The organism is Micrococcaceae bacterium Sec5.7 (assembly GCA_039636785.1).
GTDB lineage: Bacteria > Actinomycetota > Actinomycetes > Actinomycetales > Micrococcaceae > Arthrobacter.
The window spans coordinates 1,216,380-1,229,768 of sequence record CP144169.1; the positions used below are offsets into that span (position 1 = coordinate 1,216,380).

At 63.2% G+C, this 13,389-nt stretch carries 16 protein-coding genes and 3 tRNA genes; 4 read left to right on the forward strand and 15 right to left on the reverse strand.

Features of this window, described 5'->3' with window-relative positions:
* Positions 1 to 39: 39 nt before the first annotated feature.
* The 5 genes from V3C33_05740 to V3C33_05760 all read right to left on the reverse strand — a co-directional run bounded on the left by V3C33_05740 (position 40) and on the right by V3C33_05760 (position 4,672).
* Complete coding sequence (locus V3C33_05740; GenBank protein ID XAS68783.1) at positions 40 to 1,098, reverse strand: LacI family DNA-binding transcriptional regulator; 1,059 nt, start codon at positions 1,096 to 1,098, stop codon at positions 40 to 42.
* Positions 1,099 to 1,181: 83 nt separating this feature from the next.
* Entirely contained in the window at positions 1,182 to 1,457 is a 276-nt protein-coding gene (locus V3C33_05745; GenBank protein ID XAS68784.1) for a hypothetical protein, read from the reverse strand.
* Positions 1,454 to 2,344 (reverse strand): carbohydrate ABC transporter permease, encoded by an 891-nt coding sequence (locus tag V3C33_05750; protein ID XAS68785.1) that lies wholly within the window; start codon positions 2,342 to 2,344, stop codon positions 1,454 to 1,456. The genes V3C33_05745 and V3C33_05750 overlap by 4 nt, the downstream gene beginning before the upstream one ends.
* Positions 2,341 to 3,378, reverse strand: a complete 1,038-nt coding sequence (locus tag V3C33_05755; GenBank protein XAS68786.1) for a sugar ABC transporter permease — start codon at positions 3,376 to 3,378, stop codon at positions 2,341 to 2,343. Before V3C33_05755 ends, V3C33_05750 begins: the two co-directional genes overlap by 4 nt.
* 7 nt (positions 3,379 to 3,385) lie before the next feature.
* Entirely contained in the window at positions 3,386 to 4,672 is a 1,287-nt protein-coding gene (locus V3C33_05760) for an ABC transporter substrate-binding protein (GenBank protein XAS68787.1), read from the reverse strand.
* A gap of 125 nt (positions 4,673 to 4,797) precedes the next feature.
* On the opposite strand from V3C33_05760, the gene V3C33_05765 reads away from it, so the two are divergent.
* On the forward strand, positions 4,798 to 6,717 hold the full coding sequence (locus tag V3C33_05765; protein ID XAS68788.1) for an alpha-amylase family glycosyl hydrolase: 1,920 nt from the start codon (positions 4,798 to 4,800) through the stop codon (positions 6,715 to 6,717).
* Between the two features lie 131 nt (positions 6,718 to 6,848).
* Here V3C33_05765 and V3C33_05770 read toward each other — a convergent pair whose 3' ends face one another.
* The 10 genes from V3C33_05770 to V3C33_05815 all read right to left on the reverse strand — a co-directional run bounded on the left by V3C33_05770 (position 6,849) and on the right by V3C33_05815 (position 10,748).
* On the reverse strand, positions 6,849 to 7,130 hold the full coding sequence (locus tag V3C33_05770; protein XAS68789.1) for a hypothetical protein: 282 nt from the start codon (positions 7,128 to 7,130) through the stop codon (positions 6,849 to 6,851).
* A 222-nt stretch (positions 7,131 to 7,352) separates the two neighbouring features.
* Positions 7,353 to 7,964: a hypothetical protein gene (locus V3C33_05775; protein XAS68790.1), complete on the reverse strand. Its 612-nt coding sequence runs from the start codon at positions 7,962 to 7,964 to the stop codon at positions 7,353 to 7,355.
* Positions 7,961 to 8,524: a hypothetical protein gene (locus V3C33_05780; GenBank protein XAS69661.1), complete on the reverse strand. Its 564-nt coding sequence runs from the start codon at positions 8,522 to 8,524 to the stop codon at positions 7,961 to 7,963. The genes V3C33_05775 and V3C33_05780 overlap by 4 nt, the downstream gene beginning before the upstream one ends.
* Before the next feature lie 77 nt (positions 8,525 to 8,601).
* On the reverse strand, positions 8,602 to 8,991 hold the full coding sequence (locus tag V3C33_05785; GenBank protein XAS68791.1) for a hypothetical protein: 390 nt from the start codon (positions 8,989 to 8,991) through the stop codon (positions 8,602 to 8,604).
* Positions 8,988 to 9,179 (reverse strand): hypothetical protein, encoded by a 192-nt coding sequence (locus tag V3C33_05790; GenBank protein ID XAS68792.1) that lies wholly within the window; start codon positions 9,177 to 9,179, stop codon positions 8,988 to 8,990. Before V3C33_05790 ends, V3C33_05785 begins: the two co-directional genes overlap by 4 nt.
* Positions 9,176 to 9,637, reverse strand: coding sequence for an Asp23/Gls24 family envelope stress response protein (locus V3C33_05795; GenBank protein ID XAS68793.1), 462 nt, complete (start codon positions 9,635 to 9,637; stop codon positions 9,176 to 9,178). Before V3C33_05795 ends, V3C33_05790 begins: the two co-directional genes overlap by 4 nt.
* Positions 9,638 to 9,710: 73 nt before the next feature.
* Positions 9,711 to 10,160 (reverse strand): hypothetical protein, encoded by a 450-nt coding sequence (locus V3C33_05800; protein XAS68794.1) that lies wholly within the window; start codon positions 10,158 to 10,160, stop codon positions 9,711 to 9,713.
* Between the two features lie 222 nt (positions 10,161 to 10,382).
* Positions 10,383 to 10,458: transfer RNA gene (locus V3C33_05805), tRNA-Phe, on the reverse strand.
* A 48-nt stretch (positions 10,459 to 10,506) separates the two neighbouring features.
* Positions 10,507 to 10,580: transfer RNA gene (locus tag V3C33_05810), tRNA-Asp, on the reverse strand.
* 95 nt (positions 10,581 to 10,675) lie between these two features.
* Positions 10,676 to 10,748: transfer RNA gene (locus V3C33_05815), tRNA-Glu, on the reverse strand.
* 265 nt (positions 10,749 to 11,013) lie between these two features.
* On the opposite strand from V3C33_05815, the gene V3C33_05820 reads away from it, so the two are divergent.
* The 3 genes from V3C33_05820 to V3C33_05830 are packed head-to-tail and all read left to right on the forward strand — an operon-like array spanning position 11,014 to position 13,375.
* Positions 11,014 to 12,006 (forward strand): DMT family transporter, encoded by a 993-nt coding sequence (locus tag V3C33_05820; GenBank protein XAS68795.1) that lies wholly within the window; start codon positions 11,014 to 11,016, stop codon positions 12,004 to 12,006.
* A 9-nt stretch (positions 12,007 to 12,015) separates the two neighbouring features.
* Positions 12,016 to 12,444, forward strand: a complete 429-nt coding sequence (locus V3C33_05825; GenBank protein ID XAS68796.1) for a metallopeptidase family protein — start codon at positions 12,016 to 12,018, stop codon at positions 12,442 to 12,444.
* Between the two features lie 10 nt (positions 12,445 to 12,454).
* A complete protein-coding gene (locus V3C33_05830) occupies positions 12,455 to 13,375 on the forward strand; it encodes a cation diffusion facilitator family transporter (protein XAS68797.1) in 921 nt (306 codons plus the stop codon).
* Positions 13,376 to 13,389 lie beyond the last annotated feature (14 nt).

Genomic DNA, 13,389 nt, shown 5'->3' on the forward strand with positions numbered 1-13,389 from the left:
TCGGTTGGAGGCCGGCCTCTAAACGACGCCTGCTGCTACCTACTTGGGCTGGCGGGGCGCCGCGGTCGTGCGTCTCACAATCAGGCTGTGGGGTGCGACGGCGGAGCGCACCGCGCCGGTTATGCCGTCGAGTTCGTCCAACAGCATCTTGGTGCCGAGTTCGGCCTGCTCGTCGGGCCGTTGGCCAACGGTGGTGAGCCCCATGGCTTCCGAGAAATCATGGTCGTCGATGCCGATCACGGAGAGGTCTTCGGGAATGCGGACACCCAGCCGGCCGGCCTCGAAAATGACGCCCATGGCCATTTCATCGGACGCGCAGAAGATCGCAGTGGGTTTCGCTCCCGGCCGGCCCCAGAGCCTGCGGAAGGCTTCCTGCCCGCTCGGGAGGGTGAAATCGCCCCATTCATCCCACTGAGGGCGGACTTCCAACCCGGCAGCGGTCATCACATCCTGGAACGCCAGGATGCGGACGCGGGGAACATCGAAATTGAGGTCGGTTTCGTCGTCGCCATGCAGCAGGGCGATATCGGCGTGCCCCAGTCCGATCAGGTGGCGCACGGCAGTGGATGCGGCAGCATAATCGTCGATTCCTATGTAGGCACATTCCTCGACGTGGCCGCCCACCACTACCAGAGGGATGTCGATTTTCTGCAGATGTTCGAGTTCCTCGTGGTTCAGCGCCATACAAAGAACCAGAAGCGCATCGATCTGTTTGTAGACCATGGTCTTACTGAAGAGGCGCTCACGATTGCTGCCGTGGCCGCCAAGGTTGAAGAGGGACAGATTGTAGTGCCGGGCATGCAGTTCCCTGTCCGCGCCTTCAATGGCCTTGGAAAAGAACCACCGGCTCACAAACGGGGCCAGCACGCCGATGGTCTTGGTGCGCCCGGTCGCCAGACCCGAAGCAGAGGATGACGCCACGTAGCCCAGAGCGCCGGCCACCTCGAGAATCTTCTCCCGGGTGGCCGGCGAAACCCTGGGCAGGCCGCGTACTGCCCTGGACACCGTGGCTGTGGACACTCCGGCCGCTGCTGCCACGTCCTCGATGCTGACGCCGGAGTGCCCGCCCCGTTGAGCCCTGTCAGTTGTGCGTGCCACGGTGTCCCCTCATAGGCTCTCTGCAGTTGTCCGCCACCTTGATTTTCCCCAGCGGCGGCAAGCCGGTTTAGTCTGCGCAGCCTTTAGCTACGCCGTGTGACCGTCCGGGACGGCAGGCGCCGGCGGAGCCTGTACATCCCGAACACCACCAGCAGAATACCCAGCAGGCCCAGTGCCCAGCCGAGCGCCGGCTGGCCGGTCAACTCCATCCAGACGGTGACCGTTAGGAGCACCACGGCCCAGAAACCAAGGAATCCGAGGATGATGTCGAAGTCCTCGCCGGAACGTACGCGCCGGTGCTGTTTACGCACCTCGCCGCGATTCTCCGGTGCCACCGACCCGGCGACTTCGCCGGTCATTTGACTGCACCGGCGGTCAGGCCGGCCACGATCTTGCGTTGGAACACCAGCACCAGGATCACCAGCGGAATGGTGACAATGGTGCCTGCCGCCATGATGGCCGTGTAGGGGATCTGGTTGGGTTGTGCCCCGGCGAAACTCGCAATTGCCACGGTGACAGGTTTTGTTACCTCGTTGGACAACTGGCTGGCGATCAGGAATTCGTTCCAGGATGAGATGAAAGCCAGAATTGCCGTCGTGAAGATTGCCGGCGCCGCGAGGGGCATGATGACCTTCCGGAACGCCTGGCCCTGGGTGCAGCCATCCACGCGCGCCGACTCCTCAAGCTCCCACGGCATTTCGCGGAAGAAGGACGTCAAGGTGTACACGGTCAGAGGCAGCACAAACGAGATGTTCGGGATGATCAGGGCCTGATACGTGCCGATCCAGCCAATGTTCGTGAACAGCTGGAACAACGGCGTGATGAGGGCAACGCCCGGGAACATGGAAGCGCCCAGAATGAAGCCCAGCACCAGGTATTTGAACCGGAAGTTCAACCGTGCCAGTGAATAGGCCGCAAACACACCGATCAGCAAAGACACGACTGTGGTCACCAGCCCGATGAACACACTGTTGAGAAGTGCCTGGCCGAAGTGGTTACCAAACGAGGTATCGAACGCCGTGTTGAAATTGTCCAGCGTGACATGGGAAGGAAGGACCGAGGTGTCGTAGGTGAAGCCGACATCCCGGAACGCTGTCACCACCATCCAGTAGGCGGGGGCAAGGCACCAGATGAGGATCACGGCGGCGCTGATGTATGTTCGCCCCTGCGCCCACTTCTCGCGGTTCTGTGCGGTTTTCCGGCCCCGGTCCTGCTCCGCCCGGAGCGCGGTGGTCGCGGTGGTCATTTCTTCCCCTTACCGGTGGCGCCGCTTTGCTCCACAACATTCGCGCCGAGGAACCGGACGAAGATGAAAGCGACAAGAAAGATGATGATGAACGTGATGGTGGAGAGCGCCGCCGCCGCGTTGAATCCTTGCCTGATCTGGCTGATGACCAGGATGGACAAAGTCGTGGTGTTGTTGGCTCCGCCTGTGAGGATGTAGGGGAGATCGAACATCCGCAGGGCATCCAGAGTACGGAACAGGATGGCCACCATCAGGGCCGGCTTCACCAGCGGGAGGGTGATCAGCCGGAACCGCTGCCACGCCGTGGCGCCGTCAACCCTGGCGGCCTCGTAGACCTCGGCAGGAATCATCTGCAGGCCAGCCAGGATCAGCAGAGCCATAAACGGCGTTGTTTTCCAGGTATCTGCGATGATGACTGCCCACTTGGCCGGCCATTCGCCGCCGGTCCACAGGATGGAGGTGTTGAACAGCTTGTTGGCTATTCCCTCGAAGGCGAAGATGAACAGCCAGAGTTTGGCCGTCACGGCGGTAGGGATGGCCCACGGAACCAGTACGGCGGCCCGCACCAGGCTCCGGCCCTTGAAGGTCCGGGCCATGATCATTGCCATCCAGAAGCCCAGGACGGTTTCCAGTGTCACGGTGACGATCGTGAAGAAGAAAGTGGTCGCGGTGGCGGACCAGAACTGGGCTCCCAGGGTGCCCGCCGGGCAAGCCACCGTCCCGCCGCCGGAAGCGGCGCATTGCTGGGCGATCCAGTTCACATAGTTCTGAACACCGGCCGGCCCGCCAGCGACGAAGAGGCCAGTGGCCGGATCCAGACCGGCGTCCTTTTGGAAGGACATCACGATGGCACTGATGACCGGATAAACGATCACCACTGCCAGAGCGATGATGGTGGGGGCCAGCAACCACGACGCCCACCTGCCCTGGCTCTTGATCCGGTTGTCCTCCCCCACCCCCTTCGGTGCGTGGTGAAGATCTGCACTGCCCGACGCCGGAGCTTTTACCGGCGTCGGGCCCAATTCAGTAGACATGGCGAAGCTACCCCGCCGCGCCGGCAGATTCGATGGACTTCTGCATGTCAGAGAGCGCCGTGTCCACGGTCTTCTCGCCCTTGATGGCGGCGTAGGCGTTCTCCTGGATTGCCTTGGTGACCGCAGGGTAGAACGGCGTGACCGGGCGGGGAACAGCATTCTCGATGGAGGTCTTCAGAACCGGCAGGTACGGCAGCTTGGCCACGAGAGCAGCATCGGTGTAAAGGGCACCCAGTACCGGGGCAAGCGAACCCTGCGTGGCATAGAACTTCTGGGTCTCGTCAGAAGTGATGAACTTCAGGAAGTCCAGTGCCGTTGCCTTGTTCTTGGAGTACACGCTGACTGCAGCGCTGTGTCCGCCGAGCGAGGAAGCACCCGGGCCTGACGCGCCGGGAAGGGCCGTCATGCCGAGCTTGTCCTTGACCTTGGATGAACCTTCGGTGGTGGCCAGGTTGTAAACGTAGGGCCAGTTGCGCAGGAACAAGAGTTTTCCGTCCTGGAAGGCCTGCCGGCTCTCTTCTTCCTTGTAGGTGATGCCTTCCTTCGGGATGTTGCCGTCCGCGTAAGCCTTCGCCAGATTGCCGAGGCCGGCCTTGGCCTCTGCCGTGTTCAGGCTGGGCTTGCCATCCTTGTCCAGCACGGAACCGCCCGCGGAGTTGATGGCCTCCGAGGCGTTGACCGTCAGGCCCTCGTACTGCGAGAACTGGCCCGCGTAGCAGCCGATGTTATTGGTCTTGGCGATGGAGCACATGCCCATCATCTCGTCCCAGGTCTTTGGAGCCGTCTGCACCAGGTCCTTGCGGTAGTACAGGATGCCACCGTCAGAAGACTGCGGTGCCGCATACAGCGTTCCCTTGTAGGAGGCTGCATCAACCGTTGGCTTGAGCATTGCCGAAGTATCCAGCGCCATCTTGTCCTTGAGTGGCTGCAGCCATCCCTTGGCGGCGAATTCCGCCGTCCAGACGACGTCAACGCTCATAACGTCGTAGTTGACGTTCTTGGCCTGGAAGTTCTGGACCAGGTCATCGTGCTGCTGATCTGCAGCGTCCGTCTGCTCCTTGAACGTCACTTTTTCGTTCGGGTGGGCGGCGTTCCACTTTTCGATCAGTGGACGGACGACTTTGCTGTTGTCCTTGCCCTGGACGTAGGTTATGGGACCGCGGCCGTCAAGGTTGGCATCCGCGTCGGTGCCGCCTCCCCCGGTGGTGCCGCCTCCCCCGCCGCCGCAGGCGGAGAGTGTGAGGGCCAGGACGCCGGCGGTGGCTACCGGGAGTAGGAATTTAGGGGTTTTCATGCTTGAGACTCCTCGCTGAGTTACAGAAAAGATTGATGGCGCAGTTGATGTGGTGACCATCACACTAGTAACGTTGCGGTGAGAAATGCAAGCGTTTACACAAAATGTTTATCGAAAGGACACCTGTGTCCCACAGCCCTATCCCCACGCCCGGCTCAGCCATCACATCCTGGTGGGCCAGCGCCGTCGTCTACCAGATCTATCCGCGTTCCTTTGCCGACGCCAACGGGGACGGGATCGGGGATCTCCGCGGTGTGACAGCGCGGCTGCCGTATCTGCGGGAGCTGGGAGTCGACGCCATCTGGTTGTCCCCCTTCTACAAATCGCCCCAGGCAGATGCCGGTTACGATGTGGCTGACTACCGCGAAGTGGACCCCCTGTTCGGCACCCTGGCAGACTTCGACGAAATGTTACGGAAAGCTCACGCCCTGGAGGTGAAAGTGATTGTGGATCTGGTTCCCAACCACACCTCCGATGAACATGCGTGGTTCCAGCAGGCACTGGCCGCCGCGCCAGGTTCGCTGGAGCGGGACCGGTACATGTTCAGGCCCGGGAAGGATTCCGTCCCCGGGGCCGGTGACGGAAATCTGGCACCCAACAACTGGAAATCGATTTTCGGCGGCCCGGCCTGGACCCGCACCACCGGTGCTGACGGCAAACCCGGCGACTGGTACCTGCATCTTTTCGACACCAAACAGCCCGATCTCAACTGGGAAAACGACGAGGTCAAAAAGGAAATGCGCTCCGTGCTCCGTTTCTGGCTGGACCGTGGCGTGGACGGCTTCCGCGTTGATGTTGCGCACGGAATGGTCAAGGAAGCCGGACTTCCGGACTGGGAGGGCATCGCGGCGATGGTAGGAGGCTCCACTGAGGCGCCGGGAGACGCACCCGGCGCACACTCCGAAGCTTTGGAACCGCACAGGGCCCACGCCGCCCCCGCCAGTGCAGACACCGCCGCCGGGGGTTCCGCCGCCGAAATTGACGCGAGCCACAAACCGGTGTCACCGCAGTACCCGCCGTCGCCGTTTTTTGACCAGGACGGCGTCCACGACATTTACCGTGACTGGAACCGTGTGCTCGCTGCGTACGACGGCGACCGCATGCTGGTTGCCGAAGCCTGGGTGGAGCCCGCTGAGCGGCTGGCCCGGTACATCCGCAAGGACGAGATGCAGCAGGCGTTCAACTTCGATTTCCTGCTGGCCGGCTGGGATGCCCGACGGACCGCTGAGGCGATCGAGGCTTCGCTGGCCGCCGCAGGTTCCGTGGGCGCACCGTCCACGTGGGTGCTGAGCAACCACGACACCGTTCGTCATGCCAGCCGCTTCGGGCTGACGGATCCCACCACGTTCCCCAAGGGCATCGCCGCCGACGATGAACAGCCGGATGCCGCCTTGGGACTTACCCGGGCCCGGGCCGCAACCATGGTTTCGTTTGCCCTGCCCGGTTCGGCGTATGTCTACCAGGGCGAGGAACTGGGGCTGCCGGAGCACACCACCCTGCCTGCTGAGGCAAGGCAGGATCCCACTTTCTTCCGCACCAACGGCGTGGAGCCCGGCCGCGACGGCTGCCGGGTTCCGCTGCCGTGGAAGTCCGGCGAACCGGGTTACGGTTTCGCCGATGTGTACGACGGCGGCACGTCCTCGGACGGCCAACCCGACGGCGGTGCCGGCCGCCGCGGTTCAGCTCGCCGTCCGCCCGCCGCACCGTGGCTCCCCCAGCCGGAATCATTCGGTACGCTGGCCGCCGACCAACAGAACGGCGTCGACGGCTCCACGCTGGAGCTCTACCGTACGGCGCTTGCGCTGCGCCGCAGCCACGGCCTGGGTTCCGGTACTTTCTGTTGGGCAGACCCCCATGATCCCAGGCGGGGAGTCCTGGCGTTCAAGAACGGCGATGTCGTGGTGCTCTCCAACATGGGAACAGAGCCCGCCGCTGTGCCTCCCGGCTACCGGGTGGCCCTGTCCAGCGGCATCGAAACCGCCGGTGCTGACACCGGCGCCGGGGTGGTCGCACCCAACTGCACCGTTTATCTGCTGGCCGGCTAAATCTCCAGGCGTTATCCGCGGGCATAGCAAAGGGCACCGCGTTCCCCACGGAATGCGGCGCCCTTTGCCAGCTATTCGGCTGAGCTCTTCGGCTGAGCTCTTCGGCTCTTAGCTAGATCCGGCTGCTGTGGCTAGTTGCCGCCCTTGAAAAGCCCGGCGATCTTGGCACCAAAGCCCTTCACGTTTTCTGCGACGCCGCCTGCGAGCACCTTGGCGTTCTCAGCCACATCCCCCGCGAAGAATTCCTTCACGTTTTCGGCTGCCTCGCCGGCGAATTCCTTCACGTTTTCGGCTGCCTCGCCGGCGAATTCCTTGGCGTTTTCGGCTGCTTCGCCCGCGAATTCCTTGGCGTTGCCAACGGCGCCTTCGGTTCCTTCTTTGGCAGCGTCGCTACCCGTTACTTCTTCGCTCATGATGTTCTCCTTGGTAAACCGGCAATCGAACCGGATCCAGGTGACCCGGTTTCGGACGATAGTCGCCTGCGGCAGGCAAAATTTCTTGCCCTCTGACTTCAGACTTTGGCCCGCTACGCCCTAGTGCAACACAAATCGCGTGCCCATGGTAATTGAGGTCACGTTGACATGGCGGGAAGGCTGAACGCAGGGTATACGCCCTGCAAACCCTGGAGAAACGGCTTAGCGGACGCGTTCGGCCCGGCTGAACCTGGTCCGGGCGCCGGCGCCGATGTGGACGAGCACGGGAGTCCGTTTGCCCACCACCTGGTCCAGTGCGTCCGCCAATGCGGAAACCTCTGCGGCAAGAATGTGCGGAGCTACTCCTTGGCGGGGCTGGAGACGGATTTTCAGGGTTGGCTGTCCCCGGACGTCGTATGTTGCCACGGTGACGCCTGCCAGATCCGGCCGCCCGGCGAGTGCATTTTTCAGTGCCTGCTCGGCCACACCTCCGCCGATCCTGACCTGCCCGGTGACATCACCAAGCTCATCCTCGGCCACCAGCATGTTGGCGCGGCCTTTGCCCTGTTGGGCCGCCCACGCCACCATCAGGCCAATCAGCACCACCAGCACCAGGGCCAGCACAATCCAAAGCCAGCTTTCCGGTCGGCCCGGAAAACGAGTGCGTTCGATCAGCTCGTTGGCCCTGGTCCAGATCCCACCGGACCAGGAACGCCACCATGAGCCCACAGCCGGAACGGTGGCCAGCAGCATGAGCAAAATGCCGATTGCAAGAAGTTTGATGCCCAGGATGCCGATGAGGAGGCGGTTGAGGAGGCGGGGTGTGCTGTTCATGCGCCGATCACTCCGGACGTTGCCAGATTGACGCTGACCTCCGGCATGGGAGAAGGAGCCATCTGGCTGAGTTCGTCCTGCACTGCCGCCAGCACTGCGTTTTCACTCACCGGTACCCCCGAGGTTGGGCGGACGTTGACCACCACGAAGCGCTGCGAGACCACCACCATCACCTGTTCCGCGGTTACGTTCGCGGCCACGCGCGCACGCCGGGCCAGAGCGGAGGCAATGACTTCGTCGTCAACCACCACGGCGGCCCGCTGGCCGTCCAGCAGGTGCCGGGCCCGCCTGCCGGGCAGGATGGCGTTGAGCAAAAAGAACAATCCGGCCATGGCAACAACTGCGCCGACAACGCCGAGAAGCAACGGCGGGATACCGTCCGGCAGGGCCAGAATCCGTTCGGCTGCGACCTGTGGCTCGATCAGCCACGCGGGCTGGCCGATGGCACGCACCGCGGACTCGAGCAGTGCATAAGCGCAGAGGACGATAACGAGGATTGCCGCGAGGGTGGCGGCGCCTGCGCGCGAAGAATGAGTCTCGCGGTGCAGGATCCTGACCATGTCCGGACCTGGCGGGCGCGCCGATCCATGAAGGCCGTCGTCGCCGTCCGGCGGGCGCAGGTTTTCGGTGGTTTGGCTCACCGGACCCGGTCTCCTTCCGTAATGCGAGCACCGCTGATGCGAATATCAACCCGGCTTAACCGGGCACCGCTGAGCTCTGTGACCTTGGCCAGGATCTCGGACTTGGCGGTCACCGCCCGGTCCAAGATGGAGCCGCCAAAGCCGGCCACACGGCCGGGATCACGCAAGACGGCCGTCAGGGCGGGGATCTTGATAGGCGTGACAAGAGACAAAGCCAGCAGGCCGTCGTCGTCGGACCAGTCAGCCCGCACATCCTGGGCAGCGACGCCCAACGCCTCCGCGGCCGCGGCCTTTGCGAGGCTGGTCAGTGCCTGGGTGCTGATCCTGTTGTGCCCGTTCAAGGCTGTGCTGGGGCCGCCAGTGGTGTGGGCCGCTGTGGTGCTCATGACGACGAGCGCCGGCCGGTGATGGCATCAAGGACGCCGCGCAGGTCCAGTTTTCCTTCCGCGGCGCGGCCCAGCAGGGCACCGATTCCCATAAACAGCAGCGAGACCAGGAAACCCCACAGGCCGAACTGGAAGGACATAAACGCCACAAAGGCGCCCATCCCGATTCCCACAACGGTCAGGTTCATAGGACTGCCTCCCTTTCAGGCGTAGCCGCCAGGGCGGTGGTGGATTTCGACGGAGCAGCCACATAGACGTCATTGATTTCGACATTCACCTCGATGACCTGCAGGCCAACGAGCTCCTCCACCGCGCGATACACGGCCGCGCGGACCTGGTTTGCGAGGGCATGCAGGGGTGTGCCGTAGGAGGCCACCAGATTGATATCCACTGCCACCTGGGTTTCGCCGACCTCGGCGTGGACGCCGGCAGCGTGATCCGAGTTTCCGACGGCATCCCTGATGGCGCCGAGAGCACGCGATGATCCGCTGCCGAGAGAATAGACGCCGGGCACAGCACGGGCTGCGATGCCGGCAACCTTCGCAACGGCGGTCTCGGATATTACGGTGCGTCCGTTGCCTGCAACAGGGCCGTCAGTTAATTCGGTGTGGACGCCCGCCGCGGGTTGTGGGTTCTGGTATTCCATCAGGCACTCCCCTTCTATTGAACCCAACCCTATCCCCTGCGTCTGACAACGTGCAGGACACAGGCGGAATGCCCTACTGGCAGTTGGCCGCGAGCCAGCTGGTCACGGGGGCCATGGCATCCTGGAACTTGCCGCTGGAGAACACCGTCTGGTCGCTCAGACCGGCAATGGCCATCTGATTGAGCTTTTCAAAATCGGCTTTGAGACTGTCCGGGACGCGCTCTGCCGTCTTGCTGAGCTCGGCCTTGAACTGCTCAAGCTCCTCGGTTTTGCCCTGGGCCGCGGAGAGCGGCAGCAGCGAAGCACCGGTGGCCTGCTGGGAGATGGTGGCGCACGCCTCTTTGGCGTCGGTGAAGTCGCCGAACGGGCCGGACGCCGCGCTGGGGCTGGGAGTTGCGGCGGCGGAGCTGCTGGCAGGAGCAGTCGACGACGGCGCGCTGCCGGCCGTGGGGGTGGAGCAGGCGGTGAGTGCCAAAACGGCGAAGAGAGCGGTGGCGGTCAGTGGGCGTGCAAGTTTTTTCACAATTCACATTTCTGGTTGAGATTGCGCCGGAGGGCCGAATCAGGCTTATCCGGCAGTGGCGTTCTGTCCCCGGCGTGCGAGTCTAGCCCGGATGACTGGTGGTATTCCAAACCGGATGCGCCCGAATGGACCGGACTGCATCCTCTAAATGGCACTTTGGTGCAATCGACGTGGCCGTTTAAAGGAGAAAAGCACCAGTTCCGAAGAACTGATGCTTCCCAGTGGTGGCTCCGACCGGCGTCGATCCGGTGACCTTTCGATTTTCAGTCGAACGCTCTACCAACTGAGCTACAGAGCCTTGGTGACATGTCACCATGACAGCCGGAATGTCTTCCGGCAATCAGAGCGACCCTGACGGGACTTGAACCCGCGACCTCCGCCGTGACAGGGCGGCGCGCTAACCAACTGCGCTACAGGGCCTTGCTATTTCTTGCATGTCTGCAGTATCGCTACCGCAAATTTTCAAGGCTTTTAGCCTACCAGACTTTGACATCCGGTCCGACCAGTTCCTTGCGTACCCCCAACGGGATTCGAACCCGTGCCGCCGCCGTGAAAGGGCGGTGTCCTAGGCCGCTAGACGATGGGGGCCAGAACGCAGTTCGGGGATAAAAGAAAAGGCTTCGGGCCTGGGCCTTCCGTCTTTATCCTTTGCTATTTCTCCGAACTGGACTCTAAAACTATAGGGCCTACCCCTGAATTATCCAAAATCGGCTTTGCGACCATGCCGGCTGGGTGCGTCCGCCGTGAGCCCTGGCTGGTCGCTCCGGCGCTCCCCCGAAGATTGGCAGCTTCTCACGTAGACGTGACCGATTTCCGCCAGCCCGCATGGCCGGATCAGGACTAGATTGGCAGCATGTCATCCACCGCCGACACAAACTCCCCGCAGCCCGCCGGCCCCCAAGAGGGGTCTCCGCACGCTGCTCCAGCCCTCGCCGAACAGCTCCCCAGCCCATCATTGCCCCCGAGCGCCCTGCGCCAGAACCCCATGAACAAACTCGGCATCGCCGCGGTGATCATCACCGTGGTGCTCTGGGCCTCCGCCTTCGTTGGCATCCGGGCCGTGGGGCCCAGCTTCTCGCCCGGATCCCTGACGCTGGGACGGCTGGCGATTGCCGCCGTCGTACTTGGCCTGGTGGTGCTGCCCAAACTCCGGAAGCTGCCGCAGCGCCGCGAGTGGTGGCCCATCGTGGCGTACGGCGTAATGTGGTTCGGCGGCTACAACGTGGCCCTCAATGCCGCCGAGCATCTGCTCGACGCCGGCACCAGCGCCATGCTGATCAACGTCTCGCCCATCCTCATCGCGTTGATGGCCGGTGTGATCCTGAAGGAAGGCTTTCCGCGCTGGCTGATCATCGGCAGCCTGGTGGCGTTCGGCGGCGTAGCGATGATCGCCATCGGTTCCGGGCAACGCTCGACGGCGGATGTAGCAGGTGTACTGCTTTGCCTCCTTGCCGCTGTGCTCGCCGCGGTCAGCGTCATCATCCAGAAGCCGGTGCTGCGGAAGTTCCCGGCGGCGCAGGCCACCTGGTTCGGAGTCATGGTGGGCGCGCTCTGCTGCCTGCCATTCAGCGGCCGGCTGGTTTCTGAATTGCAGGCAGCTCCGCTTCCCGCAACCCTGGGGCTCGTTTACCTTGGCATTTTTCCCACTGCCGTCGCCTTCACCACGTGGGCCTACGCACTCTCGCTGATCGATGCGGGCAAGCTGGCGGCTACCACGTATCTGGTCCCGGGCACCACCATCCTGATCTCGTGGCTGGTGCTGAGCGAAGTGCCCACCAGCTGGGGGCTGATCGGTGGCGTGATCTGCCTGTTAGGCGTAGCGCTGACACGGCGCAGGTCCCGGTAGAGTCGTTGCATGCCCGCAAACCTGCCGCCCGGTCTGCCCATCGTCCCGGACCGTGCGGGGGAAGCTGCCCCGTTCGAGATGTCGGAGGCCGATTTCGAGGCCGCCGTCAGCGATGCGCTGGGCCGCATTCCGCGGAAGCTGGCGCGGGCCATGGACAACGTGGCCGTGTTCATCGACGACGACTACACGCCACAGTCCGGCGAGGATCCGGATACGGTGCTGCTGGGACTTTACGAGGGAGTGCCGCTGACCGAACGCGACGCCTCGTGGGACGCCGGCTCACTGCCAGACCGGATCACCATTTACCGCCAGCCCATTCTGGACATCTGCTCCTCCCGCGATGAAGTGATCCGAGAGGTTGCCGTCACGGTGATCCACGAGATCGCCCACCACTTCGGGATCAATGACCAGCGCCTGCACGAACTCGGTTGGGGCTAGCCTTGTAGGCATGGGACACGACCACAACCATTCGCATGGCATCACGGCAACGGGCAAGCACCGCAAGCGCCTCATCACCGTCCTCGCAATCACCTTGGCTGTGGTGCTGCTCCAGGTGGTGGGCGCCGCAGTTTCGGGTTCACTCGCTCTGCTGGCCGACGCCGGGCACATGCTTTCGGACGCTGCGGGCGTCTTCATCGCGCTGCTGGCCGCCTGGATCGCCACCCGGCCCGCAAGCGATCAGCGGACCTACGGGTACCAGCGCGCGGAAGTCCTGGCTGCCTTGGCAAACGCACTGATCCTCATTGTTATCTCGGTGGTCATCTTCATCGAAGCCATCCGGCGCATCGGCTCGGCGCCAGAGATCCGGACGGACATCATGCTCTACGCGGCCATTCTGGGCGCGGTGGCCAACCTGATCTCCTTGTTGATCCTCCGCGGCGCACAGAAGGAGAGCCTCAACGTGCGCGGCGCCTACCTAGAAGTTCTGGGCGACTTGCTGGGCTCCTTCGCGGTCATCGTGGCCGCCGTGGTCATCATGATCACCGGATTTCACACCGCGGACACCATCGCTTCCATTCTCATTGCGCTGATGATCCTCCCCCGTGCCTGGCACCTGCTCCGGGACGTAGTGGATGTACTGCTCGAGGCCACGCCCAAGGGCGTGGAGGTCCAGATGATCCGCGAGCACATCCTCTCCGTAGAGGGTGTGGTGGCGGTCCACGACATCCATATTTGGACCATCACGTCAGGCGTCCCGGTGTTTTCCGCGCACGTGGTGGTGGAGGACGCCGTACTGAACGCCCGCGGCGCGGACCAGGTGCTCGACAAGCTCACCACGTGCCTCGGCTCGCACTTCGACACCGAACACTGCACCTTCCAGCTGGAACCCGCCAGCCACTCGGAGCACGAGTCGCACCAGCACGCCTAGGCCTGAATTCGGGA

Excerpts from the sequence above, each read along its gene's own strand:
- V3C33_05745 (XAS68784.1), bottom strand. The coding sequence starts at position 1,457 with ATGACCGGCGAAGTCGCCGGGTCGGTGGCACCGGAGAATCGCGGCGAG.
- V3C33_05750 (XAS68785.1), bottom strand. The coding sequence starts at position 2,344 with ATGACCACCGCGACCACCGCGCTCCGGGCGGAGCAGGACCGGGGCCGG.
- V3C33_05755 (XAS68786.1), bottom strand. The coding sequence starts at position 3,378 with ATGTCTACTGAATTGGGCCCGACGCCGGTAAAAGCTCCGGCGTCGGGC.
- V3C33_05760 (XAS68787.1), bottom strand. The coding sequence starts at position 4,672 with ATGAAAACCCCTAAATTCCTACTCCCGGTAGCCACCGCCGGCGTCCTG.
- V3C33_05770 (XAS68789.1), bottom strand. The coding sequence starts at position 7,130 with ATGAGCGAAGAAGTAACGGGTAGCGACGCTGCCAAAGAAGGAACCGAA.
- V3C33_05775 (XAS68790.1), bottom strand. The coding sequence starts at position 7,964 with ATGAACAGCACACCCCGCCTCCTCAACCGCCTCCTCATCGGCATCCTG.
- V3C33_05780 (XAS69661.1), bottom strand. The coding sequence starts at position 8,524 with ATGGTCAGGATCCTGCACCGCGAGACTCATTCTTCGCGCGCAGGCGCC.
- V3C33_05785 (XAS68791.1), bottom strand. The coding sequence starts at position 8,991 with ATGAGCACCACAGCGGCCCACACCACTGGCGGCCCCAGCACAGCCTTG.
- V3C33_05790 (XAS68792.1), bottom strand. The coding sequence starts at position 9,179 with ATGAACCTGACCGTTGTGGGAATCGGGATGGGCGCCTTTGTGGCGTTT.
- V3C33_05795 (XAS68793.1), bottom strand. The coding sequence starts at position 9,637 with ATGGAATACCAGAACCCACAACCCGCGGCGGGCGTCCACACCGAATTA.
- V3C33_05820 (XAS68795.1), top strand. The coding sequence starts at position 11,014 with ATGTCATCCACCGCCGACACAAACTCCCCGCAGCCCGCCGGCCCCCAA.
- V3C33_05825 (XAS68796.1), top strand. The coding sequence starts at position 12,016 with ATGCCCGCAAACCTGCCGCCCGGTCTGCCCATCGTCCCGGACCGTGCG.
- V3C33_05830 (XAS68797.1), top strand. The coding sequence starts at position 12,455 with ATGGGACACGACCACAACCATTCGCATGGCATCACGGCAACGGGCAAG.